The 22,332-nt window shown below is 64.1% G+C and carries 21 protein-coding genes and 1 tRNA gene; 14 read left to right on the top strand and 8 right to left on the bottom strand.

What is annotated here, in order from left to right:
• Window positions 1-59 precede the first annotated feature (59 nt).
• Both araD1 and GV002_RS02385 read left to right on the top strand, forming a co-directional pair.
• Window positions 60-1,061: an AraD1 family protein gene (gene araD1, locus GV002_RS02390; RefSeq protein WP_160016885.1), complete on the top strand. Its 1,002-nt coding sequence runs from the start codon at window positions 60-62 to the stop codon at window positions 1,059-1,061.
• A 207-nt stretch (window positions 1,062-1,268) separates the two neighbouring features.
• Window positions 1,269-2,852 carry an aldehyde dehydrogenase (NADP(+)) gene (locus tag GV002_RS02385; protein ID WP_160016884.1) on the top strand — a complete coding sequence of 528 codons (1,584 nt, stop codon included), beginning with the start codon at window positions 1,269-1,271 and terminating at the stop codon, window positions 2,850-2,852.
• A gap of 69 nt (window positions 2,853-2,921) precedes the next feature.
• On the opposite strand, the gene GV002_RS02380 is transcribed toward GV002_RS02385, so the two are convergent.
• Window positions 2,922-3,695: an alpha/beta fold hydrolase gene (locus GV002_RS02380; protein ID WP_160016883.1), complete on the bottom strand. Its 774-nt coding sequence runs from the start codon at window positions 3,693-3,695 to the stop codon at window positions 2,922-2,924.
• Between the two features lie 101 nt (window positions 3,696-3,796).
• Here GV002_RS02380 and GV002_RS02375 point away from each other — a divergent pair, with 101 nt between their 5' ends.
• A complete protein-coding gene (locus GV002_RS02375) occupies window positions 3,797-5,221 on the top strand; it encodes an HD domain-containing phosphohydrolase (RefSeq protein ID WP_160016882.1) in 1,425 nt (474 codons plus the stop codon).
• 15 nt (window positions 5,222-5,236) lie between these two features.
• On the opposite strand, the gene GV002_RS02370 is transcribed toward GV002_RS02375, so the two are convergent.
• Both GV002_RS02370 and GV002_RS02365 read right to left on the bottom strand, forming a co-directional pair.
• Complete coding sequence (locus GV002_RS02370; protein WP_160016881.1) at window positions 5,237-5,419, bottom strand: hypothetical protein; 183 nt, start codon at window positions 5,417-5,419, stop codon at window positions 5,237-5,239.
• Between the two features lie 110 nt (window positions 5,420-5,529).
• Window positions 5,530-5,606 (bottom strand) — tRNA-Arg (locus tag GV002_RS02365).
• A 347-nt stretch (window positions 5,607-5,953) separates the two neighbouring features.
• Here GV002_RS02365 and gabD point away from each other — a divergent pair.
• Together gabD and gabT are read left to right on the top strand one after the other, a co-directional pair.
• Window positions 5,954-7,405, top strand: a complete 1,452-nt coding sequence (gene gabD / locus GV002_RS02360) for an NADP-dependent succinate-semialdehyde dehydrogenase (RefSeq protein ID WP_160016880.1) — start codon at window positions 5,954-5,956, stop codon at window positions 7,403-7,405.
• Window positions 7,406-7,656: 251 nt separating this feature from the next.
• The gene (gene gabT, locus GV002_RS02355) at window positions 7,657-8,937 is read left to right on the top strand and encodes a 4-aminobutyrate--2-oxoglutarate transaminase (RefSeq protein WP_160016879.1); all 1,281 of its coding nucleotides are present in this window, start codon (window positions 7,657-7,659) and stop codon (window positions 8,935-8,937) included.
• Between the two features lie 239 nt (window positions 8,938-9,176).
• Here the strand turns inward: gabT and GV002_RS02350 are convergent, their stop codons facing one another.
• Window positions 9,177-9,536 (bottom strand): cupin domain-containing protein, encoded by a 360-nt coding sequence (locus GV002_RS02350; RefSeq protein ID WP_160016878.1) that lies wholly within the window; start codon window positions 9,534-9,536, stop codon window positions 9,177-9,179.
• On the opposite strand from GV002_RS02350, the gene GV002_RS02345 reads away from it, so the two are divergent.
• From GV002_RS02345 to GV002_RS02335, 3 genes are all read left to right on the top strand, one after another.
• Window positions 9,529-9,669: a hypothetical protein gene (locus tag GV002_RS02345; RefSeq protein ID WP_160016877.1), complete on the top strand. Its 141-nt coding sequence runs from the start codon at window positions 9,529-9,531 to the stop codon at window positions 9,667-9,669. The two genes, GV002_RS02350 and GV002_RS02345, sit on opposite strands and share 8 nt — an antisense overlap.
• A 121-nt stretch (window positions 9,670-9,790) precedes the next feature.
• On the top strand, window positions 9,791-11,284 hold the full coding sequence (locus GV002_RS02340; protein ID WP_072423594.1) for an aldehyde dehydrogenase: 1,494 nt from the start codon (window positions 9,791-9,793) through the stop codon (window positions 11,282-11,284).
• Between the two features lie 492 nt (window positions 11,285-11,776).
• Window positions 11,777-12,934: an MFS transporter gene (locus tag GV002_RS02335; protein WP_160016876.1), complete on the top strand. Its 1,158-nt coding sequence runs from the start codon at window positions 11,777-11,779 to the stop codon at window positions 12,932-12,934.
• 6 nt (window positions 12,935-12,940) lie between these two features.
• Here the strand turns inward: GV002_RS02335 and GV002_RS02330 are convergent, their stop codons facing one another.
• Window positions 12,941-14,395 carry a PLP-dependent aminotransferase family protein gene (locus tag GV002_RS02330; protein ID WP_160016875.1) on the bottom strand — a complete coding sequence of 485 codons (1,455 nt, stop codon included), beginning with the start codon at window positions 14,393-14,395 and terminating at the stop codon, window positions 12,941-12,943.
• 182 nt (window positions 14,396-14,577) lie between these two features.
• Here GV002_RS02330 and GV002_RS02325 point away from each other — a divergent pair, with 182 nt between their 5' ends.
• Window positions 14,578-14,802, top strand: coding sequence for a DUF1127 domain-containing protein (locus GV002_RS02325; protein ID WP_160016874.1), 225 nt, complete (start codon window positions 14,578-14,580; stop codon window positions 14,800-14,802).
• A gap of 55 nt (window positions 14,803-14,857) precedes the next feature.
• On the opposite strand, the gene GV002_RS02320 is transcribed toward GV002_RS02325, so the two are convergent.
• The gene (locus tag GV002_RS02320) at window positions 14,858-16,171 is read right to left on the bottom strand and encodes an NAD(P)/FAD-dependent oxidoreductase (RefSeq protein ID WP_160016873.1); all 1,314 of its coding nucleotides are present in this window, start codon (window positions 16,169-16,171) and stop codon (window positions 14,858-14,860) included.
• Between the two features lie 208 nt (window positions 16,172-16,379).
• Between GV002_RS02320 and GV002_RS02315 the strand changes: the two genes are divergently transcribed.
• On the top strand, window positions 16,380-16,733 hold the full coding sequence (locus GV002_RS02315; RefSeq protein WP_160016872.1) for a YkgJ family cysteine cluster protein: 354 nt from the start codon (window positions 16,380-16,382) through the stop codon (window positions 16,731-16,733).
• 73 nt (window positions 16,734-16,806) lie between these two features.
• Here GV002_RS02315 and gcvA read toward each other — a convergent pair whose 3' ends face one another.
• On the bottom strand, window positions 16,807-17,712 hold the full coding sequence (gene gcvA, locus GV002_RS02310) for a transcriptional regulator GcvA (protein ID WP_160016871.1): 906 nt from the start codon (window positions 17,710-17,712) through the stop codon (window positions 16,807-16,809).
• A gap of 106 nt (window positions 17,713-17,818) precedes the next feature.
• On the opposite strand from gcvA, the gene GV002_RS02305 reads away from it, so the two are divergent.
• A complete protein-coding gene (locus tag GV002_RS02305; protein WP_256667016.1) occupies window positions 17,819-18,421 on the top strand; it encodes a LysE family translocator in 603 nt (200 codons plus the stop codon).
• 63 nt (window positions 18,422-18,484) lie between these two features.
• On the opposite strand, the gene dadR is transcribed toward GV002_RS02305, so the two are convergent.
• Window positions 18,485-18,973, bottom strand: coding sequence for a transcriptional regulator DadR (gene dadR, locus GV002_RS02300; RefSeq protein WP_013713454.1), 489 nt, complete (start codon window positions 18,971-18,973; stop codon window positions 18,485-18,487).
• Window positions 18,974-19,129: 156 nt separating this feature from the next.
• Here dadR and dadA point away from each other — a divergent pair, with 156 nt between their 5' ends.
• The 3 genes from dadA to alr all read left to right on the top strand — a co-directional run bounded on the left by dadA (window position 19,130) and on the right by alr (window position 22,142).
• Window positions 19,130-20,428 (top strand): D-amino acid dehydrogenase, encoded by a 1,299-nt coding sequence (gene dadA / locus GV002_RS02295; protein ID WP_160016870.1) that lies wholly within the window; start codon window positions 19,130-19,132, stop codon window positions 20,426-20,428.
• 39 nt (window positions 20,429-20,467) lie between these two features.
• Window positions 20,468-20,815, top strand: a complete 348-nt coding sequence (locus tag GV002_RS02290) for a RidA family protein (RefSeq protein WP_074915290.1) — start codon at window positions 20,468-20,470, stop codon at window positions 20,813-20,815.
• A gap of 253 nt (window positions 20,816-21,068) precedes the next feature.
• On the top strand, window positions 21,069-22,142 hold the full coding sequence (gene alr, locus GV002_RS02285; protein ID WP_160016869.1) for an alanine racemase: 1,074 nt from the start codon (window positions 21,069-21,071) through the stop codon (window positions 22,140-22,142).
• Window positions 22,143-22,332: the final 190 nt, after the last annotated feature.

Raw genomic sequence — 22,332 nt, 5'->3', positions numbered from 1 at the left:
CCAGCAACGTCGCAAACGCGACGCACAAGAACAACAGAAAAAACGGCAGGAGTGCTGCAATGCGGCTGATTCAGTTTGAGAACGAGCAGGGCCAGCGTCAGGTCGGCGTCGTCGGTGAGGCGCGCGTCAGCGTAGTAAAGGGTGTGGCCACGACCCGTGAGCTGGCGCTGCAGGCGATCCGTAACGGCCATGGCCTGATCGCCGAGATCGAGCGCTTGGGCGTCGAGCCTGGCCCGGTCTATGCCGAACTGATCGAGCAGCGCCGTGTATTGGCGCCGCTGGATCACGCCGATCCGGCGCACTGCCTGGTGTCCGGCACCGGCCTGACCCACCTGGGCAGCGCCTCCACCCGCGACAAGATGCACCAGCAGGTCGAGGCGCAGCAGGCCGAAGGCAAGCTCACCGACACCATGCAGATGTTCCAGTGGGGCATGGCCGGCGGTCGCCCGGCCGCAGGCAGCGAAGGCGCGCAGCCGGAGTGGTTCTACAAAGGTGATGGCAGCATCGTGGTTCGCCCTGGCGAGGACTTCCCGGTGCCCGACTTCGCCGAGGACTTCGGTGAGGAGCCCGAGCTGACCGGCCTCTATGTGATTGGCGACGATGGCCAGCCGTATCGCATCGGCTTCGCCCTTGGCAACGAGTTCTCCGACCATGTGGTCGAGCGCAAGAACTACCTGTACCTGGCCCACTCGAAGTTGCGCTTCTGTTCCTTCGGCCCGGAAATGCTGATCGGCGAGCTGCCGCGTCACCTGTCCGGCATCAGCCGTATTCGTCGGGGCGACAAGGTGCTGTGGGAGAAGGAGTTCCTCTCCGGTGAGGACAACATGTGCCACAGCCTGGAGAACCTCGAGTACCACCACTTCAAGTATCGCCAGTTCCTGCGTCCCGGCGATGTGCATGTGCACTTCTTCGGCACCGCGACGCTGTCGTTCGCCGACGGCATCAAGGCGCAGCCGGGCGATACCTTCGAGATCAGTCTCGATGCGCTGGGCGAGCCGCTGCGCAATGGCATCCGCATTCACCAACCCGCCGTGAAGGTCGGCGAGGTGCGTCGGTTGTAAGGTTTTTGCGGCCCGGCGGCAGGCTGTCGGGTCGAAATTCCGCTCGGCGGATTGCGGATTGCGCCCTCATGAGGGGACGAATTCCGAAGTTATCACTTATCATATGTCTGACAACTGAAGTAGAGTTGTCACCCCTCGACCCAAAAAGTCGAGGCCTCATTCATTGTCCCGGGGCGGCGTCGCCGTCCCTCCTGACAGGAGAACGCCATGCTGAGTCTGACTGGCCACAATTACATTGGCGGTGAGCGCCGCGCCGCGGGCACCGTGGAGCACAAAAGCCTCGACGCCAGCAGCGGTGAAGCGCTGCCATATACCTTCATCCAGGCCACGCCGGAAGAAGTCGACACTGCAGCCCAGGCTGCCGCCGCTGCTTATCCGATCTATCGCAACCTGTCGGCCGTGCGCCGCGCCGAGTTCCTCGAGGCCATTGCCGACGAGATCGATGCTCTCGGTGATGACTTCGTTGCTCTGGTCTGCCGCGAAACCGCACTGCCGGCTGCCCGCATCCAGGGCGAACGTGGTCGTACAAGTGGCCAGATGCGCCTGTTCGCCAAGGTGCTGCGTCGTGGCGACTTCTATGGTGCGCGCATCGACCGCGCGCTGCCGGATCGTCAGCCACTGCCGCGCCCGGATATCCGTCAGTACCAGATCGGTGTCGGCCCGGTCGCCGTGTTCGGTGCCAGCAACTTCCCGCTGGCCTTCTCCACCGCCGGTGGCGACACTGCGTCGGCCCTGGCCGCCGGTTGCCCGGTGGTGTTCAAGGCGCACAGCGGCCACATGGCCACTGCCGAGTGCGTGGCCGATGCAGTGATCCGCGCGGCCGAGAAAACCGGCATGCCCAAGGGCGTGTTCAACATGATCTTTGGCGGCGGTGTCGGCGAGCTTCTGGTCAAACACCCGGCCATCCTGGCTGTTGGCTTCACCGGTTCGCTCAAAGGCGGTCGCGCCCTGTGCGACATGGCCGCTGCCCGTCCGCAGCCGATCCCGGTGTTCGCCGAGATGTCCAGCGTCAACCCGGTGATCGTCCTGCCGGGCGCCCTGAAGGCGCGTGGCGCCACCGTGGCCAAGGAACTGGCCGGTTCGGTAGTGATGGGTTGTGGTCAGTTCTGCACCAATCCAGGCCTGGTCATCGGCATTCGCAGCACCGAGTTCAGTGAGTTCGTCGCCGGCCTGGCCGATGCCATGGGCGCGCAGCCGGCGCAGACCATGCTCAACGCCGGCACCCTGCGCAGCTACGCCGGTGGCGTGGCGCAGCTCAAAGGCCATGCCAAGGTCACTCACCTGGCGGGCAACGAGCAGGCCGGTAACCAGGCGCAGCCGCAGCTGTTCAAGGCCGACGTGAGCATGCTGCTCGAAGGCGACCACCTACTGCAGGAAGAAGTCTTCGGCCCGACCACCATCGTCGTCGAAGTCGCCGACAGCGCCGAGCTGACCCGTGCCCTGCAGAGCATGCACGGCCAGCTGACCGCGACCCTGATCGCCGAGCGTGAAGACCTCACCGCCTTCCGCGACCTGCTGCCGCTGCTGGAAGTCAAAGCCGGCCGCGTGCTGCTCAACGGTTACCCGACTGGCGTGGAAGTCTGCGATTCCATGGTCCATGGCGGCCCGTACCCGGCAACGTCCGACGCTCGTGGTACGTCGGTCGGTACCCTGGCGATCCATCGCTTCCTGCGTCCGGTGTGCTACCAGAACTACCCGGACGAGGTACTGCCGGAGGCGCTGCAGAACGCAAACCCGCTGGGCATTCAGCGTCTGGTCGACGGCGTGCACAGCCGTGACGCGCTGAGCTGATCGGCACGCTGCAACGAAAAATGCCGCACCCGTAAAGGTGCGGCATTTTTCATTCAGGCGGCTACGCCCTTATTTGGCAGCGGCCTGGGTTTTCTCCACTGCCTGGATGATCACCTTGGCCACATCGCTCGGGCGCGACTGCTGCGGCACGTGGCTGGCGACGACCTCGGTGGTCTGTGCACCGATCTTCTTGGCGAAGTCGCGCTGCATCTTCGGCACGATCATGCGGTCATCGCTGGCGACGAGGTACCAGGACGGCTTCTGCTTCCAGGCCGCGACGCTGGTACGGTCATCGAAGGCCGCCGCGCGGATCGGGCCTTGCGTGGCGGTCATGATCGCCGTCTGCTTGGCTGGCAGATCCTGAGCGAAATCGGCAGCCATGCCCTGTGGCGTCAGGTAGAGAAAGCCGTTCTTGTCGGCCGCGATCTGGCTCGAGCCCGGCGCGGTGGGATAGCCGCCGTACAGCTCGCCGGTGGATTGGCCGGCATTCGGTGCGAACGCCGCGACATAGACCAGGCTGCGCACCTTGTCGTCGCCACCAGCCTGGCTGATCACCGTGCCGCCCCAGGAGTGGCCGACCAGCACCACGTCGCCATCCTGATTGTTCAGCACGCGCTGGGTAGCGGCGACGTCGTCGGCCAGCGAGGTCAGCGGGTTCTGCACCACGGTCACCTTGATGCCTTTATCCTGCAGCAGCGGCACGACCTTGGCCCAGTCGGAACCGTCGGCGAAGGCGCCGTGGACGATCACCACCGAAGGCTTGGCCTCGGCGGCCTGGATATTGACTGCGAAGAAGGGGCTGGCGATGGCGAGGGCGAGGATCAGCGGCTTGGTATTGAACATGATTGAATCTCCTGTGCTTGGGGGAGTTCAGTGTCGATAATGCGCCGGTGTCCCGGTATCGGTCGTTTATCCGAGGCCTGCAAATAAAGGAGAGCTGCAAGGTGAATGACGCCGTCGCGCTGGAAGACGTCATGCTGGCGCTGGCCATGGTCGGTGACCTGAGCATGGGCCAGCCCATCGATCAGTCGCGGCGTACCGCGCGCCTGGCGCAATGGCTGGTGCAGGCCGGTGGCGGCGATCAGGCGCAAATCGATGCGGCCCGGCAGGTGGCGCTGCTGCGTTGGTCCGGTTGTACCGCCAACGCCGATGGCTTCATGCATCTGCTCGGTGACGACGTCGGCGGCCGCCGCGCCATGCTGGCACAAACCCTGGATGCCGCCGGCCAACGCGCCATGCTGCGCACCACGCCGCTGGCCCAGGTGCATTGCGAGATCGCCGGCGATATCGCCCGCACCCTGGCGCTGGGGGTGGAGGTCGAGCGAGGTCTGCGCCATATCTTCGAGTGCTTCGACGGCAGCGGTCGCCCGCTGGGCCTGCGTCACCCCGATGTCCCGCCGGTGGTGTATCAGGTTGTGTTGGCGGGCGATCTGGAAATCCTCTCGCGTGCCCACGGCCTGGACGCGGCGCTCGAGTGGATCGGCGCTCAGGGCGATCGCCGTTATCCCGCTGCTCTCGTCGATCTGCTCAGCCGCCACGCAGCGGATTGGCTGCAAGCGCTGCGCACACCCGAGGGCGTGCAGCCTGCCAACGGGCCGGAGGTTTCCCTGACCCTGGTGGGCGACGTGATCGACCTCAAACTGCCCTGGCTGGCCGGCTATTCACGCCAGGCCGCGAGCCTGGTGCGCGACGCTGCTCGGCTATGGGGGTTACCCGAGCCGCGCATCGAACTACTCGCCAAGGCGGCGCTGATCCACGGCCTGGGGCGGGCGGCAGTGCCCAATCGCATCTGGAGTACGCCCGGCCCGCTGCTCGACGGTGATCTCGAGGCGGTGCGCCTGGTGCCCTACTGGACGCACCGCGCCTGCAGCCAGATCGGTGGCCTGAGCCAAGCCGGACAACTGGCCGCGCATGCCTACGAACGCCTGGATGGCAGCGGCTATTTCCGCTCGTTGAGTGGCGACGCCCTGAGCGCCGAACACCGCCTGCTGAGCGCCGCCCTGGCCTGGCTGGCACTGCGCGGCGAACGCCCCTGGCGCGCGGCCTTCAGCGACGCTGATGCCGCCCGCATGTTATTGGATGAAGCCGAGCAGGGCCGCTTCGAGCCACGCGCCTGTCAGGCGGTAATCAGCGCTGCTCATGGTGAACAGGCGCCGATGGTCAGCAAGCCCGGCAACGGTCTGCTCAGCGAACGCGAGACGGAAATCCTCCAGCGCATCAGCACCGGGGCGAGCAACAAGGAAGTGGCGCGTGACCTGGGCATCAGCCCGAGTACGGTGCGTACCCATGTCGAGAGTGTGTTCCGCAAGCTGCAGTGTTCGACGCGCGCGGCAGCGACCTTGAAGGCACTGACGTTGGGGGTGATCTGAGGCGAGGCCGGTGGGTCAATCACCGCCGCCGCCATCGCCACCCGAGTCGAAGCCCCCGTCACCGAAACCAGGGCTGGAGTCCTGTCCGCTCAGGCCGCTGCGCTCTTTCTTGCGCGCGAGATGCCTGGTGCGCGAGCGTCGCCAGCAATAGATGAAGAGCAGCACGAAGGCGCCGGCGATCAGCAGCAGAATGTCCATATGTCTTCCCTACATAACCTGGCGCCAATCCTATGGGGTAATGAGGCTCGATGTAAGCGCCGAGGGAACGACAAAAACGCAGAAGCCCGCACGTTGGCGGGCTTCTAAAATGGCGCATCCGGCGGGATTCGAACCCACGACCCCTGCCTTCGGAGGGCAGTACTCTATCCAGCTGAGCTACGGATGCGTTGCGGGGCGCAATCATACGCATCTCGGCGGTTAGCGTCCATTCTGCATGAGTGTGCATTATTCAGAACGGACTTTACACTTTTGGGCCGCCAGAACCTGTATTTCAGAAGTTTCTGCCATTATTTTAAGGATTTTGACCGGCCGCCTATTGCCCTTTACCCCTGCCGATCCTAGGATTCGTTTGAGATTTCAAACGGCGTGTTCAGTCATTCTGAACCCTCGCACGTTCAACGGCTCTGAATCCATTACCAGGCCCCGCACGGCTCCTTTTCGGCCTTGCGGGCTCTGCCCGTGACTCCAACGACTTACGCCGACGCCCGGGTGTCGGAACTGAAGGAGACTGCCATGCAACTGAAAGACCCCCAGCTGCTGCGCCAACAGGCTTATATCGATGGCCAGTGGTTGGACGCCGACAGCGGTCAGACCATTGCCGTGAACAACCCGGCGACTGGCGAGATCATCGGCCACGTTCCGAAGATGGGCCGTGCTGAAACCCGCCGTGCCATCGAGGCTGCCGAGAAGGCGCTGCCGGCCTGGCGTGCGCTGACCGCCAAGGAGCGTGCGAACAAGCTGCGTCGCTGGTTCGAGCTGCTGATGGAAAACCAGGATGACCTCGGTCGCCTGATGACCCTGGAGCAGGGCAAGCCGCTGGCCGAAGCCAAGGGCGAGATCGCCTACGCTGCCTCCTTTATCGAGTGGTTCGCCGAAGAAGCCAAGCGTGTCTACGGTGACGTGATCCCGGGCCACCAGCCGGACAAGCGTCTGATCGTGATCAAGCAGCCGATCGGCGTCACCGCAGCCATCACCCCGTGGAACTTCCCTGCCGCGATGATCACCCGCAAGGCCGGCCCGGCACTGGCCGCCGGTTGCACCATGGTGATCAAGCCGGCCTCGCAGACCCCGTTCTCCGCCCTGGCCCTGGTCGAGCTGGCCGAGCGTGCCGGTATCCCGAAAGGTGTGCTCAGCGTAGTCACCGGTAGCGCCGGCGAAGTGGGTGGCGAGCTGACCAGCAATCCCATCGTGCGCAAGCTGAGCTTCACCGGCTCGACCGAGATCGGTCGTCAGCTGATGGCCGAATGCGCTCAGGACATCAAGAAGGTGTCGCTGGAGCTGGGCGGTAACGCGCCGTTCATCGTTTTCGATGACGCCGATCTGGACGCCGCCGTCGAAGGCGCGCTGATCTCCAAGTACCGCAACAACGGTCAGACTTGCGTCTGCGCCAACCGCATCTATGTGCAGGACGGCGTCTACGATACCTTCGCCGAGAAGCTGATCGCCGCCGTGGGCAAACTGAAGATCGGCAACGGTCTGGAAGACGGCACCACCACCGGCCCGCTGATCGACGAGAAGGCCGTGGCCAAAGTTCAGGAGCACATCGAGGACGCCGTGGGCAAAGGCGCCAAGCTGGCCCTGGGCGGCAAGCCGCACGCACTCGGTGGCACCTTCTTCGAGCCGACCATTCTGCTCGACGTACCGAAAACCGCTGCCGTGGCCAAGGAAGAGACCTTTGGCCCGCTGGCGCCGCTGTTCCGCTTCAAGGACGAGGCCGAGGTGATCGCCATGGCCAACGACACCGAGTTCGGTCTGGCGTCTTACTTCTACGCCCGCGACCTGGGCCGCGTGTTCCGCGTGGCCGAGGCGCTGGAGTACGGCATGGTGGGTATCAACACCGGCCTGATCTCCAACGAAGTCGCGCCGTTCGGCGGCGTGAAAGCGTCCGGTCTGGGCCGCGAAGGGTCCAAGTACGGGATCGAGGACTATCTCGAGATCAAGTACATGTGCCTGGGCGGCATCTAGTCGCTGCTGCACTCGGCCGGACGTCGTTGGCGCAAACGGGAAAATGCTCATTGGCTACAGCCAACTCCGCTTGTCCCGCTTGCGCCGCCTAGCCCGGCCATCGCTCGCGACGCGCCTTGCGCGGTTGTAGCGAGCCAGAATTTCCCCCGCCTCCGGCGGCCCGACGCAGTCGATCATCGTATGCTGCGGCGAACCACCTCCAGAGGCATTTCCTTGCAACCGAGCCGCCCGATGACGGCCATGAGGACACCATGAGCAAGACCAACGAATCCCTGCTGCAACGCCGTGCCGCCGCCGTACCGCGCGGTGTCGGCCAGATCCACCCGATCGTCGCCGAGCGCGCCGAGAACGCCACCGTCTGGGACGTGGAAGGCCGCGAGTACATCGACTTTGCCGGTGGTATCGCCGTGCTGAACACCGGCCACCTGCATCCGAAGGTGATCGCTGCCGTTCAGGAGCAACTGACCAAGCTGACCCACACCTGCTTCCAGGTACTGGCGTACGAGCCCTACATCGAGCTGTGCGAAGAGATCGCCAAGCGCGTGCCGGGCAACTTCGCCAAGAAGACCCTGCTGGTCACTTCCGGCTCCGAAGCCGTGGAAAACGCCGTGAAGATCGCCCGTGCCGCCACCGGCCGCGCTGGCGTGATCGCCTTCACCGGCGCCTACCACGGCCGCACCATGATGACCCTGTCGCTGACCGGCAAGGTCGTGCCGTACTCCGCTGGCATGGGTCTGATGCCCGCTGGTGTGTACCGCGCCCAGGCGCCGTGCCCGCTGCATGGTGTGAGTGAGGACGAGTCCATCGCCAGCATCGAGCGCATCTTCAAGAACGACGCGCAGCCGCAGGACATCGCCGCCATCATCATCGAGCCGGTGCAGGGCGAGGGTGGTTTCTACGTCAACTCGCCGGCCTTCATGCAGCGTCTGCGTGCTCTGTGCGACCAGCACGGCATCCTCCTGATCGCTGATGAAGTGCAGACCGGCGCGGGCCGTACCGGCACCTTCTTCGCCACCGAGCAACTGGGTGTGGTGCCGGACCTGACCACCTTCGCCAAGTCCGTCGGCGGCGGCTTCCCGATCTCCGGCGTGTGCGGCAAGGCCGAGATCATGGACACCATCGCCCCCGGTGGCCTGGGCGGCACCTACGCCGGCAGCCCGATCGCCTGCGCTGCGGCCCTGGCCGTGCTCAAGGTGTTCGACGAAGAGAACCTGCTGGCGCGTTCCAATGCCGTGGGTGAGAAGCTCAAGGTGGGCCTGAAGACCATCGCCGAGAAACACAAGGTGATCGGTGACGTGCGCGGCCTGGGTTCGATGGTCGCCATCGAGCTGTTCGAGGGCGGTGATCACAGCAAGCCGGCGGCCGAACTGGTCGGCAAGATCGTCGCCCGTGCTCGCGACAAGGGCCTGATCCTGTTGTCGTGCGGTACCTACTACAACGTCATCCGCTTCCTGATGCCCGTCACCATCCCTGATGCGCAACTGGAAAAAGGCATCGCCATCGTCGCCGAGTGCTTCGACGAACTGGCCTGAGCCCAGGATCAGGGCACGCCTGGTGCGTGCCCGCCGTGACCAAGACCCGCCTGCGTGCGGGTCTTTTTTTGCCGGGCGTTTCGTGTAGGCGCCTTGCGCAGCGGGGCTACCGATGCATCAGGCGCGTCATGCCGGCTTTGCAACGAACAGAAAAAGGCCCGCATCAGGCGGGCCAAAGGGTGACAAGCAACAACAGGATTCGGGGGCGGGAACCTGTCTGGCGTTTTCCAGTCAGGTACTTACTTGGGTTCGAAGATCACGTAGACCTTGCGGCAGGCTTCGAGCACTTCCCAGGTGCCGGAAAAACCGGCGGGAATCACGAAGCGGTCGCCAGCGCGTACGGTCTTGGAATTGCCATCGGCATCACGTAGCACGGAAACGCCCTGGAGAATCTCGCAGTACTCGTGCTCGGTGTAGCTCACCGTCCACTGGCCCACGGCGCCTTCCCAGATGCCGGTGCTGAATTGGCCGCAGGGGCTGCTGTAGTGGTTGCGCACGCTCTGCTCGGGGTCGCCCTTGAGCACTTTTTCCGGTGCGGGGCGATAGTGCTCGGCGGCCGTGCCGGCCTGGGCGAAGTCGACGATCTGCTCGATGTTCATCTGGCTGTTCCGTTGTGTCGGTGGCGGCAACCGCGCGACCAGCATGGCCATCGCGGGAAAGTCGTGGCAGCAGTCTATGTTTAAAAAAACGAACATGACAAGGGCTTTTGCCGGGCTGTGTCAAAAATATTGAAAAGCCACAGCCCTCTGGTTTAGTGTGTCGAACAGGATTTGGCCAGCGATCTGGCCTTGCAGAATTATTGACAGTGCGCGCCCTCGCGGACGCCGCTTCCACCCATTGAGAGGATGCCGGAATGACTAGCCTGACTCGTGCCGACTGGGAACAGCGTGCCAAGACCCTGACCATCGAAACTCGCGCATTCGTGCATGGTGAGTACCGCGCCGCCGAGTCTGGCGCCACCTTCGAATGCATCAGCCCGGTCGATGGCCGCCTGCTCGGCATGGTGGCCAGCTGTGACCAGGCTGACGCTGACGTGGCGGTCAAGGATGCCCGCGCCACCTTCGAATCCGGCGTGTGGTCACGTATGGCCCCGGCCAAGCGCAAGAAGGTGATGATCCGTTTCGCCGAGTTGATCGAAGAGCATGGCCAGGAGCTGGCGCTGCTGGAAACCCTCGACATGGGCAAGCCGATCAGCGACTCGCTGAGCATCGACGTCGGTAGCGCCGCCAATGCCATCCGCTGGAGCGGCGAGGCCATCGACAAGATCTACGACGAAGTCGCGGCCACCGCCCATGACGAGTTGGGCCTGGTTACCCGCGAACCGGTCGGCGTGGTCGCCGCCATCGTGCCGTGGAACTTCCCGCTGCTGATGACCTGCTGGAAACTTGGCCCGGCGCTGTCCACTGGTAACTCGATCATCCTCAAGCCGTCCGAGAAGTCGCCGCTGACCGGTATCCGTATCGCCCAACTGGCCATCGAGGCCGGCATTCCAGCGGGCGTGTTCAACGTGCTGCCAGGTTTCGGCCACACCGTGGGCAAGGCCCTGGCCCTGCACATGGACGTCGATACCCTGGTGTTCACCGGTTCGACCAAGATCGCCAAGCAGCTGATGATCTACGCTGGCGAGTCGAACATGAAGCGTGTCTGGCTGGAGGCCGGCGGCAAGAGCCCGAACATCGTCTTCGCTGACGCGCCGGACCTGCAGGCCGCTGCCGAAGCGGCTGCCAGCGCTATCGCCTTCAACCAGGGCGAAGTCTGCACCGCCGGTTCGCGCCTGCTGGTGGAGAATTCCATCAAGGACACCTTCGTGCCCATGGTGGTCGAGGCCATCAAGGCCTGGAAACCGGGCAACCCGCTGGACCCGGCGACCAACGTCGGCGCGCTGGTCGATACCACGCAGATGAATAACGTGCTGAGCTACATCCAGGCCGGCCATGACGACGGCGCCAAGCTGGTGGCCGGCGGCAAGCGGGTGATGGAAGAAACCGGCGGCACCTACGTCGAGCCGACCATCTTCGACGGCGTCAACAACGCCATGCGTATCGCCAAGGAAGAGATCTTCGGCCCGGTGCTGTCGGTGATCGGTTTCGACGATCAGGACGAAGCCATCGCCATCGCCAACGACACCGTCTACGGGCTGGCCGCAGCGGTATGGACCAGCAACCTGTCGCGCGCCCACCTGGTCGGCAAGGCACTGCGCGCCGGCAGCGTGTGGATCAACCAGTACGACGGCGGCGACATGACGGCGCCGTTCGGCGGCTTCAAGCAGTCCGGCAACGGCCGCGACAAGTCGCTGCATGCGTTCGACAAGTACACAGAGCTGAAGTCCACCTGGATCAAACTGTAGCGGCACCGGGGCGATCTCCTGGTCGTCGGCCATACGGCGTTGCGTCCTCGCTTTCAATGCTCACGTACTGCAGTACGCTGCGCTTGAAAGCTCCGGGGCGCCTTGTCTGGCCTTAGCCCAGAAGATCTTTTTCGGCGCTGAATTTGGCCGGAAATCTATTTTGAAGGAGAGTCTTCTGGCTCTCCTGAGGTCCGCCCTTCGGGGCCGGCTCCCTGTGAGCCACACCTGCGGCCGGGTTTCCTTAGGGAGGTCCGGCCGTTTTGTTTGGTTATGGATCAATACCGTATGAGATCCAGCCGTTGCCACCGAGCGTGCGATGGCCTGGATTCGTAGGGTGTGCCGCGCGCACCAGCCATTTCTCACCTTGAGCAGAGGTGGGTGGTAAGCCCAGGTGCGCACGGCGCACCCTACGCCTTGCTCCAAGCCGCGCAGGCAACACAGGATCGGAGCATGGCCTTTTGTTTCAGGGCCACGACATAAAGGAGTCTGGCAATGCGTTGGGGCACCTATTTCGCCGTCTGTGCGGCGGTCATCAGCATCGGGTTAGCACTGGGCGTGACCATGCCGCTGGTTTCGCTGCGCCTGGAAAGCTGGGGCTACGATTCCTTCGCCATTGGCGTGATGGCGGCCACGCCTGCGGTCGGCGTGCTGCTCGGCGCTTCGCTGGCTGGCCGTCTGGCCGCGCGCTTCGGCACTACCGGGCTGATGCAGCTGTGTCTGCTGCTGGGCGCGGTGTCGGTGGCGGGGCTGGCGTTGGTGCAGAACTACGCGGTCTGGGTCGGCCTGCGCCTGTTCATCGGTGTGGCCCTGACTGTGGTGTTCATCCTCGGCGAAAGCTGGATCAACCAACTGGCGGTGGAGAAGTGGCGTGGTCGCCTGGTAGCGCTATATGGCACCGGCTATGCCCTCAGTCAGCTCAGTGGCCCGTTGCTGCTGACGGCGCTCGGCACGGCCACCGATGCCGGTTTCTGGACGGGCGTTTGCCTGCTGATCGGCGGTTCGCTGATTCTGCTCGGGCGCACCGGCGCACCCAGGGTGGATGCGCACAGCGCTTCGGGGCGCGGCCTGCTGGTGTTCTGCCGCAAGCTGCCAGCGATTGCCTGGGCGGTGATGCTGTTCGCAGCCTTCGAAGCGATGATGTTGACCCTGCTGCCGATCTACGGCCTGCGCCAGGGCTTCACCCAGGAGGTGGCTCTGCTGATGGTCAGCGTCGTGGTGGTGGGCGATGCGGTGCTGCAGCTGCCCATCGGCTGGCTGGCCGACCGCATGTCGCGGCAGTTGTTGTTCCGTGGCTGCGGTATCGTGCTGCTGGTGTCCAGCCTGGCGATTGCGCCGTTGCTGCATACACAGCTGATCTGGCCAGTGCTGGTGGCCTTCGGTGCCAGCGCCGGCGGCCTGTTCACCCTGTCGCTGATCATGATCGGCGAGCGTTATCGTGACGACGAGCTGGTGCGCGCCAATGCCCATGTCGCTCAGTTGTGGGGCCTGGGCTGCCTGATCGGACCACTCACCACCGGCGCCGTCAGCCAGTGGCTGAGCAGCCATGCGCTGCCGTTGCTGATGGCCACCGGCGCCTTCGTGTTCATCATCCTCGCCAGCCGGCGTGGCGCCTTCAGCGAGATGGAAACGGCGAGCGTGGCGCGTTCCTGAGCCGCTTCAGCGCTGTTGCCCAGGCGCCTGGGTGTGCTGCAGGTCGGCCTCTTCGATCAACTCGGCGATGGTCGCGCCGATCTGCTTCACCGCCGCCTCGATCACATCGCTCGGCGGTTCGGCGTAGTTGAGGCGGATGCAGTTACGGTATTTGCCCGCCGCGGAGAAGATGCTGCCCGGCGCGATCTGGATCTTGTGCGGCAGCAGGGCGCGATTGAGTTTCTGGCTGTCGAAGCCCTGGGGCATCTCCACCCACAGCATGAAGCTGCCCTGCGGGCGGCTGACCCGGGTGCCGGCCGGGAAATAGCGGCTGACCCAATCCACCATCAGGTCGCGGTTGCGCAGGTACTGCGCGCGCAGGCGCCGCAGGTGCGGTTCGTAGTGCCCGTCCTTGAGGTACTCGGCGATGGCCAACTGCGGCAACTGGGCGGTGCTGCCGGTGCCCAGGTACTTCATGTGCACCACCTGCTCCAGATAGCGCCCGGGAGCGATCCAGCCGACGCGCAAGCCCGGTGCCAGAGTCTTGGAGAAGGAGCTGCAGAACAGCACGCGACCGTCCTCGTCGAAGGACTTGATGCTGCGCGGGCGTGGGTAGCTGTAGGCGAGGTCGGCGTAGACGTCGTCCTCGATGATGGCTACGTCGAAGCGTTGCGCCAGGGCGACCAGGGCGCGCTTGTTGGCGTCGGGCATGATGTAGCCGAGCGGGTTGTTGCAGTTCGGCGTGAGCTGGATGGCCTTGATCGGCCACTGCTCCAGGGCCATTTCCAGGGCATCGAGGTTGATCCCGGTGAGCGGGTCGGTGGGCAGCTCCAGCGCCTTCATGCCGAAGCCCTTGAGCGCTTGCATCACGCCGTGGAAGCTCGGCGAGTCGACCGCGACGATGTCGCCGGGCTGACAGATGGCGCGCACCGCCGCCGACAGTGCTTCGTGGCAACCGGTGGTGACTACCAGGTCTTCGGCCTCCAGCTGGCAGCCGGAGTCGAGCATCAGCCGGGCGATCTGTTCGCGCAGGCGAATATCACCGCGGATGTTGCCGTAGGTGAGAACGTCCGGGTCCTGCCGACGCGCCTGGCGTGACAGATTGCGCAGCAGCGGCTTCAGCGTCGGGCCGCTTATATCCGGACGACCGCGGCCCAGCGATAGGACCTCATGGCGACCAGGGCTACTGATCAGTTCCAGGACGTGATCCCACTGCGAAACCTCCACCGGCCTCTGTGCCGTGCGACTGATCTGCGGCAGCGCGGGCATCTGTCGTCCCAGTGGCACGAAGTAGCCGGACTTCGGCCGCGGCGAAGCCAGGCCCATGTCCTCCAGATGGCGGTAAGCCTGCTGCACCGTGCTGAGGCTGACGCCGTGCTCCTGGCTCAGGCTGCGTACCGACGGCAGGCGGTCGCCGGGGCGGTAAAGCCCCTGCTCGATGCGGGTGCCGAGCAGCTCGGCCAGATTCAGATAGAGCGTCATGGCAGTCGTCCGGCTTGTGTGGGGTTTATGAAATGAAACCAGTACAGATCGGTGCGGAAATTCCCATTCAGGGGAAAGTCGACGGAATCTGTATGGAGTTAATAAGAGTTTTTTGAATCTGTCATGACTTTTTTTCTGACGGCATTCTGATCTCCCATGACAGAAGACAGCGGAGAACAGCCATGACCGGGTTCAGCAATACAGATTTCGTAGCAGTGGGTGAGACCGTGCGGATTGCGACGCACGAGGGCGAGGTTCGCTATTTCGGCCGCGACTGGCCGGCCTTCTGGCGGCGCCTGAACACCCGCCGCATGCTGCTCAAGCTCAATGACCAGCAATTGCGCGATATCGGCCTGAGCCGCGCCCAGGCCGAGCGCGAGGCGAATCTGCCGTTCTGGAAGCTGTAGCCCGGATGCAATCTCGGCGCCTCCGCTGCCGTAGGAGCGGCTTCAGCCGCGAACCCTACAGCAGCTCTTTCAGCCGGTGCCAGGCCATGCCCATGGCCAACAGCGGCGAGCGCAGGTGCTTGCCGCCGGGGAAGGTCATGTGTGGCACCTGGGCGAACAGGTCGAAGCCGCGGCTTTCCTGGCCGGCGATGGCCTCGGCGAGCAGCTTGCCGGCCAGGTGCGTGGCGTTGACGCCGTGGCCGGCGTAGGCCTGGGCGTGGAAGACGTTGGGCTGATCCTTGAGTCGGCCGATTTGCGGCAGGCGGTTGGCGCCGATGCCGATCATCCCGCCCCACTGATAGTCGATGCGCACGTCGGCCAGTTGCGGGAACACCTTGAGCATCTTCGGCTTCATGTAGCCAGCGATATCGGCCGGATCACGTCCCGAATAGTGGCAGGCACCGCCGAACAGCAGGCGACGGTCGGCAGAGAGGCGGTAGTAGTCGACGGTCACGCGCTGGTCGCACAGCGCCATGTTCTGCGGGATCAGCTGGCGCGCCTGCTCTTCGGAGAGTTGCTCGGTGGCGATGATATAGCTGCCGGCCGGCAGCACCTTGCCGCTCAGTGTCGGGTTGAGGCCGTTGATGTAGGCATTGCAGGCCAGCACCAGGTACTTGGCGCGCACCTGGCCATTGGCGGTGTGCACGCGCACCTCGCTGCCGTAGTCGATGCGCGTCACCGGCGAGTCTTCGAACGGCTGCACACCGAGCGACTGGGCGGCAGCGGCTTCGCCGAGCGCCAGGTTGAGCGGATGCAGGTGGCCCGAGCCCATGTCGATCATGGCGCCGTGATAGTTGTCCGAACCAACCACCTCATGGATGTGTTCCTTCGACACCATGCGCAGTTCGTGACGATAGCCGAGGCTTTCCAGCTCGGCCTTGTCTTCGGCGAAGCCCTCCATGTGCGCCGGTTTGTTGGCCAGGTCGCAGTAGCCCCAGGTCAAGTCGCAGTCGATCTGGAACTGCTCGACGCGGCTGCGCACGATCTCCACCGCCTCCAGGCCCATCAGCTTGAACTGACGCACGCCGTCCTTGCCGACCGCTGATTCGAACTGTTCGACATCATGGCCAACACCGCGAATCAGTTGTCCGCCGTTGCGGCCGCTGGCGCCCCAGCCGATCTTGCGCGCCTCCAGCAGCGCCACCGACAGGCCCTTCTGGGCCAGCTCGATAGCGGTGTTCAGGCCGCTGAAGCCGCCACCGACGATGCACACGTCCACCTGCAGTTCACCGCCCAGGGGCGGGTAGGCCTGCTGGCGATTGATGCTGGCGGCGTAATAGGAAGCGGCATGCTGCGGGCTGTGGACGGGCTGGTGAACGCGGGCGTTCATGTGCGAAATCCTGATTTTGTTGTGTGGAAAATTCAACGCAGCATAAGCGCGTGATCTGTCCGACGCCAAGAGGTCAGCGGAAAAAAGCGGGTTTTCCGCTGGGTATCGCGGCTTGCCCAGGTTGAGCGCAGCGGTTCCCGGATTGCATCCGGGCTACGCTCGGCCTACGGGCGCTGTAAACTGCCCCTTCATTTCAAGGCGCCCGAGCATGAGTTGCACCGACCGCAAGATCGACCACCTGCGCCGCCAGATCCCGCGCTTCGATTGTGTGCCAGGCTGCCACGACTGCTGCGGGCCGGTCACTGCGTCGTCCGAGGAGCTGGCACGCCTGCCGGTCAAGAGTGACGCCGAACATGACGCGGCGCTGGCCGAATACAACTGCGTGCACCTGGGGCCGAAGGGCTGCGAGGTGTATGACCAGCGTCCGCTGATCTGCCGCCTGTTCGGTACCACGGCGAACCTGCCTTGCCCGCATGGGCGTGGCCCGGAGCAGCCCATCGAGCCGGCAGTCGAGCGTCAGGTGCATCGCCTGATCGCCACCACTCGGCAGCGGTTGGTATAGGTGATGGTACGAGCCTCGCCATGCAAGGGAGGCGTGCTGCACCGGTCCACCAATGCTTTGGCTGCCTGCTGTTTCAAGCCTGCTCTGCCCCTGTTTTTTCAGCCTGTGCAGTCGAGCGTATCCATTCCCTCACGGCGGTGATGGCCGGGTTGGCGTCATGGCGTGGCGGCCAGACCAGCCAGTAGGCATAGTCGTTGGCGATCCGCTGTTCCGGGCAGGGCATTACCAGGCGACCGGCGCGCAAGTCGGCCGTGGCCAGAAACAGCCGCCCCAGTGCAATGCCCTGTCCATCGGCGGCGGCCTGAAGAGTGATGGCGGAATCGGTCAGGTTCAGTCCCGCGGGTACTGGTAGATCCGGGTATCCGGCGGCACTGAACCAACGGCCCCAATTCCCTTTCGGGGTGTCATGCAGCAGGCGATGGCGTAGCAGATCTGGTGGCGTGCAGGAAGCGGGCAGGGCCTTGCGTAGGCCCGGACTGCATAGCGGGGTCAGCGTTTCGGTGGCCAGCAGGGCGCTGTTCAGACCGGGCCAGCCACCGGGTCCGGATCGCAGGCCAAGATCGAAGCGAGTGTCCCTGCCGTCCCACAGGTCGGTCGTTGTGGTCAATTGCAGGTCAATTTCTGGATGGGCTGCCTGAAAGGCGGGAAGGTGCGGCACCAGCCAGCGTGCGGCAAGCGACGGCAGAACGGTCATCCGCACTGGGCCATTGGCCGGGCGGCGAGCAGTGGCGCTGGCGGCAGCGATACGCTCCAGCGCCGGGGTCAGGTCCGCCAGGTAGGCGGTCCCGGTGGGCGTCAAGGCCAGCATCCGGCCACGGCGCTCGAACAGCGGTTGGCCCAGCCACTCTTCCAGCAGACGCACCTGATGGCTGATGGCGGCCTGCGTCACCGCCAGTTCGTCGGCAGCGCGGGTGAAATGCAGATGGCGGGCGGCAGCTTCGAACGCGCGTACGGCCCCCAGCGGCGGCAGACGGCGCATGAGCCTCTTCCATTAGCTGTATTTATCCAATGCCCGAGATTAGATCATTTCCCCGCTGCTGCAAACGACGGTTAACTCCCTGAAATCGATTAGGAAATGGGAGGTTGTGATTTCGCCGGAGCTTGTTGCGGTTTTTCTGGGGTATGCGGTGCCGATGGTGATCAGTCCGGGGCCTGGCAACACGGTGCTGGCGCTGTCCGGGGCACGTTTTGGGGTGGGAGGCACAGTCCCGTTCTGGCTGGGGTTTGAAGTCGGCAATGTTCTGCTATGTCTGCTGTACGGGCTCGGTTTTGGGGCGCTGCTACTGCAATACCCACAAAGTCATACGGTGATGCTGTGGGCGGGGGCGGCCTATGTACTGTATCTGGCCTGGGGATTCTTCCGCTCTGCTGCACCTGGCAAGAAGGCTCAGACCGTGGAGCGCATGGGGCTGGTCAGCGGCATCGTTGCCGTGCTGCTGAACGTCAAGATCCACTCGATGGTGGCAGTCATGTTTGCCCAGTTCCTCCGGCCGGACCGGGCGTTGGCTCCACAGGTGGCAGTGCTGACCGGAGCTTTCCTGCTGGTAGGGATCGTTTGCCATTTTCCCTGGATATATGGCGGGCGGGTGATTCTTGGGCGATTCACATCAGACCAATCCCTGCGGATACAGGGCCTTGTTTTCGGTGGTTTGATGGTGGCGGTGGCGATCTACATGGTCTTGGGTTGAGTCCCGCTTGGCCCTTCACTCACCGTCTCCATGGCACGAGTGGCAGAGCCCGCGCCCGCAGGATCACTCAGGCACCGGCAGCGCCAGGCTCTCCTTCACCTCTTCCATGACGATATAGCTCTTCGACTCGCGCACGTGCGGCAGCTTGAGCAGGATGTCGCCGAGAAGCTTGCGATAGCTGGCCATCTCGTTGATGCGTGCCTTCACCAGGTAGTCGAAGTCGCCGGAGACCAGGTGGCACTCCAGCACGTGCGGCAGCTTGAGCACGGCGCGGCGGAATTCCTCGAAGGTGTCGCCGGACTTGTAGTCCAGGCTGATCTCGACGAATACCAGCAGGTTGGCCTTGAGGTGCTGCGGGTTGAGGCGGGCGTGGTAGCCCATGATGATGCCTTCGCGCTCCAGGCGCCGTACGCGCTCGGTGCAGGGCGTGGTCGACAGCCCCACGCGCTCGCCCAGTTCGGTGAAGCTGATGCGCCCGTCCTCCTGCAGGATGCGCAGGATGTTGCGGTCAATCTTGTCCAGTTCACGACGGCTTTGATGCTGGGTTCTCATGGGGAATCCGCCTCTGTAAAACGGCTTTTTGCCAAGAATTCTCGCCAAATATAGCTATGTATATGGTGAAAAGCACTGCACGGCTCTTCCTATACTGCGCCCATCTACAACAATGGCCTGTAACGCACGCGCTCTGGGCGCGGCGGGGAGAAAAACATGCGTGTTCTGGTTCTCGGCAGCGGTGTGATTGGTACCGCCAGTGCTTACTACCTCGCCCGTCAGGGCTTCGAGGTGGTGGTGGTCGACCGTCAGAATGGCCCGGCGCTGGAAACCAGCTTCGCTAACGCTGGCCAGGTCTCTCCGGGCTACGCTTCGCCCTGGGCCGCTCCGGGCGTGCCGCTGAAGGCCATCAAGTGGCTGCTGCAGAAACACGCTCCGCTGGCGATCAAGGCCACTGGTGACGTCGACCAGTACCTGTGGATGGCGCAGATGCTGCGCAACTGCACCGCCAGCCGCTATGCGATCAACAAGGAGCGCATGGTGCGCCTGTCCGAGTACAGCCGCGACTGCCTCGACGAGTTGCGTGCCGAAACCGGCATCGCCTATGAAGGCCGCCAGCTCGGCACCACTCAGCTGTTCCGCACCCAGGCTCAGGTCGATGCTGCCGCCAAGGACATCGCTGTACTGGAAGCTTCCGGTGTACCGTTCGAACTGCTCGACCGCGACGGCATCGCCCGCGTCGAACCGGCCCTGGCTGGCGTCAAGCACAAGCTGGCCGGTGCCCTGCGTCTGCCCAACGACCAAACTGGCGACTGCCAGATGTTCACCACCAAGCTGGCTGACATGGCCAAGGCGCTCGGCGTCGAGTTCCGTTTCGGCCAGAACATCCAGCGTCTGGACGCCGTGGGCGACCGCATCAATGGCGTGTGGATCGACGGCAAACTGGAAACCGCCGATCGCTATGTGCTCGCCCTCGGCAGCTACAGCCCGCAACTGCTCAAGCCGCTGGGCGTGCGTGCGCCGGTCTACCCGCTCAAGGGTTATTCGCTGACCGTACCGATCACCAATGCTGACATGGCGCCGACCTCGACCATTCTCGACGAGACCTACAAGGTCGCCATCACCCGTTTCGATGGCCGCATCCGCGTCGGCGGCATGGCCGAGATCGCCGGTTTCGACCTGTCGCTCAACCCGCGTCGTCGCGAAACCCTGGAGATGATCACCTCCGACCTCTACCCGGAAGGCGGTGATCTGCAACGCGCTGATTTCTGGACCGGCCTGCGTCCGGCCACACCTGATGGCACGCCGATCGTGGGTGGCACCGCCTTCCGCAACCTGTTCCTCAACACCGGTCACGGCACCCTGGGCTGGACTATGGCCTGTGGCTCCGGTCGCCTGCTCGCCGACCTGATGGCCAACAAACGTCCGCAGATCAGCGCCGATGGCCTGGATATCTCGCGTTACTCGCGCAAGGCGCGTGAAGTTCAGAGCGCACCGCAGCCGCTGCGCACCTGATAGCCTTCGCGCTTTCGCAACTCAAGGAGCTTTACCCTTATGTCGATTCAGCGCCTGCATGTGGCCAAACGCTACAGCGAAGTGGTGATCCACAACGGCACGATTTACCTCGCTGGCCAGTTGGCTGACGACTTCGCCGGTGACATCCGCGAGCAGACCCGCCAGACCCTGGCCAACATCGACAAGATGCTGGCCGAGGGCGGCAGCGACAAGAGCAAGATCCTCTCGCTGACCATCTTCCTCAAGGACATGGCCGACTACGACGGCCTCAACGCCGAGTACGACGCCTGGGTCGCCGACGGCAATGCGCCGGCCCGCGCCTGCGTCGAAGCGAAGATGTACAAGCCCGAAGTGCTGGTGGAAATGTGTGTGGTGGCTGCCGTCTGAGGTGGCTACAGCTTTTTGTTGCCTGCCATCCATGGCGGCAACCCTCCGGGCCGTCGCAAGCGACGTCAAAAAATTCTCCCGGAATTTTTTTGTGTTGGCTTTTCACCCGGCTCCCCCGCCGGGTTTTTTTTGAATGACGATTTACCTGCGTGTAGCCCGGATGCAATCCGGGAACCTGCGCCGGCATGGCCCCGGATTTCATCCGGGCTACGAAAAACCGTCGCCTCAGCGAATGATTGAGAGAAAAACGAACATGCGTCCTGCCCGTGCCCTGATCGACCTCGATGCCCTGCGCCATAACTACCGCCTGGCCCGCGAACTGAGCGGCGCCCGCGCCCTCGCCGTGGTCAAGGCCGATGCTTACGGGCATGGCTCGGTGCGCTGTGCGCAGGCACTCGAAGCCGAGGCCGACGGCTTTGCTGTGGCCTGCATCGAAGAGGCGCTGGTACTGCGCGAGGCGGGGATTGCTGCGCCGATCCTGTTGCTAGAAGGCTTCTTCGAGGCTGACGAGCTGGCGCTGATCGACCAGCATGACCTGTGGTGCGTGATTCATGCGCAGTGGCAGATCGAGGCCATCGAGCAGGCCCAACTGAGCAAGCCGCTGACCGTCTGGCTCAAACTCGACAGCGGCATGCACCGTGTCGGTCTGCATCCGGCCGATTACCAGGCCGCCTATCGTCGCCTGCTGGCCAGCGGCAAGGTCAGCAAGATCGTGCTGATGAGCCACTTCGCCCGTGCCGACGAGCCCGAGTGCGAGCGCACGGCCGAGCAACTGGCGGTGTTCCAGCAGGCGCGCGAGGGTCTGAGTGCCGAGGTCAGCCTGCGCAATTCACCGGCCGTGCTCGGCTGGCCACAGGTGCCAAGCGACTGGGTGCGCCCCGGCATCATGCTGTATGGCGCCACGCCGTTCGAGCAGGCTCAGGAGCAGGCCGCGCGCCTGCAACCGGTAATGACGCTGGAATCGAAGGTTATCAGCGTACGCGAATTGCCGGCCGGCGAGCCGGTGGGGTATGGCGCGCGCTTCGTCGCCGAGCGACCGACTCGCGTCGGTGTGGTCGCCATGGGCTATGCCGACGGCTATCCGCGTCATGCGCCGAGCGGCACGCCAGTGATGGTCGACGGTCAACTGACCCGGCTGATCGGCCGCGTGTCGATGGACATGCTGACCGTAGACCTGACCGATCTGCCGCAGGCCGGCCTCGGCAGCCGTGTCGAACTATGGGGCAAGCAGGTGCTGGCCAGCGACGTGGCCATGGCTGCTGGCAGCATTCCCTATCAGATTTTCTGCAACCTGCGGCGAGTGCCGCTGCTCTATCTCGGGGGCTGAAACCCGTTAAAAGACTGCTGCGCGTCGGCCATGCTGCGTTAAAAACCGGCTGGTTCGCCAGCCCGGTCGCATTGCTCATGTACAGCTCGTACAGTCGAGCGCGACTCCGACCGATCCTCCCCTGTTTGATTCGCTGGCGCTCTCCCTTCGGGCCAGCCTTCGGCTTTTACTCCTGTGGGTCGTTGCGCCT

The organism is Pseudomonas sp. 8O (genome assembly GCF_902506495.1).
GTDB classification, from domain to species: domain Bacteria; phylum Pseudomonadota; class Gammaproteobacteria; order Pseudomonadales; family Pseudomonadaceae; genus Aquipseudomonas; species Aquipseudomonas chaetocerotis.
The sequence above is the reverse complement of the archived record's forward strand: the minus strand, read 5'-3'. Positions and strand labels throughout refer to the sequence as shown.

Coding starts and splice junctions, on each gene's coding strand:
- gabT (WP_160016879.1), top strand. CDS start 7,657: ATGAGCAAGACCAACGAATCCCTGCTGCAACGCCGTGCCGCCGCCGTA.
- dadR (WP_013713454.1), bottom strand. CDS start 18,973: ATGAGAACCCAGCATCAAAGCCGTCGTGAACTGGACAAGATTGACCGC.
- gabD (WP_160016880.1), top strand. CDS start 5,954: ATGCAACTGAAAGACCCCCAGCTGCTGCGCCAACAGGCTTATATCGAT.
- dadA (WP_160016870.1), top strand. CDS start 19,130: ATGCGTGTTCTGGTTCTCGGCAGCGGTGTGATTGGTACCGCCAGTGCT.
- GV002_RS02290 (WP_074915290.1), top strand. CDS start 20,468: ATGTCGATTCAGCGCCTGCATGTGGCCAAACGCTACAGCGAAGTGGTG.
- alr (WP_160016869.1), top strand. CDS start 21,069: ATGCGTCCTGCCCGTGCCCTGATCGACCTCGATGCCCTGCGCCATAAC.
- GV002_RS02320 (WP_160016873.1), bottom strand. CDS start 16,171: ATGAACGCCCGCGTTCACCAGCCCGTCCACAGCCCGCAGCATGCCGCT.
- GV002_RS02380 (WP_160016883.1), bottom strand. CDS start 3,695: ATGTTCAATACCAAGCCGCTGATCCTCGCCCTCGCCATCGCCAGCCCC.
- GV002_RS02340 (WP_072423594.1), top strand. CDS start 9,791: ATGACTAGCCTGACTCGTGCCGACTGGGAACAGCGTGCCAAGACCCTG.
- GV002_RS02325 (WP_160016874.1), top strand. CDS start 14,578: ATGACCGGGTTCAGCAATACAGATTTCGTAGCAGTGGGTGAGACCGTG.
- gcvA (WP_160016871.1), bottom strand. CDS start 17,712: ATGCGCCGTCTGCCGCCGCTGGGGGCCGTACGCGCGTTCGAAGCTGCC.
- araD1 (WP_160016885.1), top strand. CDS start 60: ATGCGGCTGATTCAGTTTGAGAACGAGCAGGGCCAGCGTCAGGTCGGC.
- GV002_RS02385 (WP_160016884.1), top strand. CDS start 1,269: ATGCTGAGTCTGACTGGCCACAATTACATTGGCGGTGAGCGCCGCGCC.
- GV002_RS02345 (WP_160016877.1), top strand. CDS start 9,529: ATGTTCATCTGGCTGTTCCGTTGTGTCGGTGGCGGCAACCGCGCGACC.
- GV002_RS02335 (WP_160016876.1), top strand. CDS start 11,777: ATGCGTTGGGGCACCTATTTCGCCGTCTGTGCGGCGGTCATCAGCATC.
- GV002_RS02370 (WP_160016881.1), bottom strand. CDS start 5,419: ATGGACATTCTGCTGCTGATCGCCGGCGCCTTCGTGCTGCTCTTCATC.
- GV002_RS02350 (WP_160016878.1), bottom strand. CDS start 9,536: ATGAACATCGAGCAGATCGTCGACTTCGCCCAGGCCGGCACGGCCGCC.
- GV002_RS02315 (WP_160016872.1), top strand. CDS start 16,380: ATGAGTTGCACCGACCGCAAGATCGACCACCTGCGCCGCCAGATCCCG.
- GV002_RS02330 (WP_160016875.1), bottom strand. CDS start 14,395: ATGACGCTCTATCTGAATCTGGCCGAGCTGCTCGGCACCCGCATCGAG.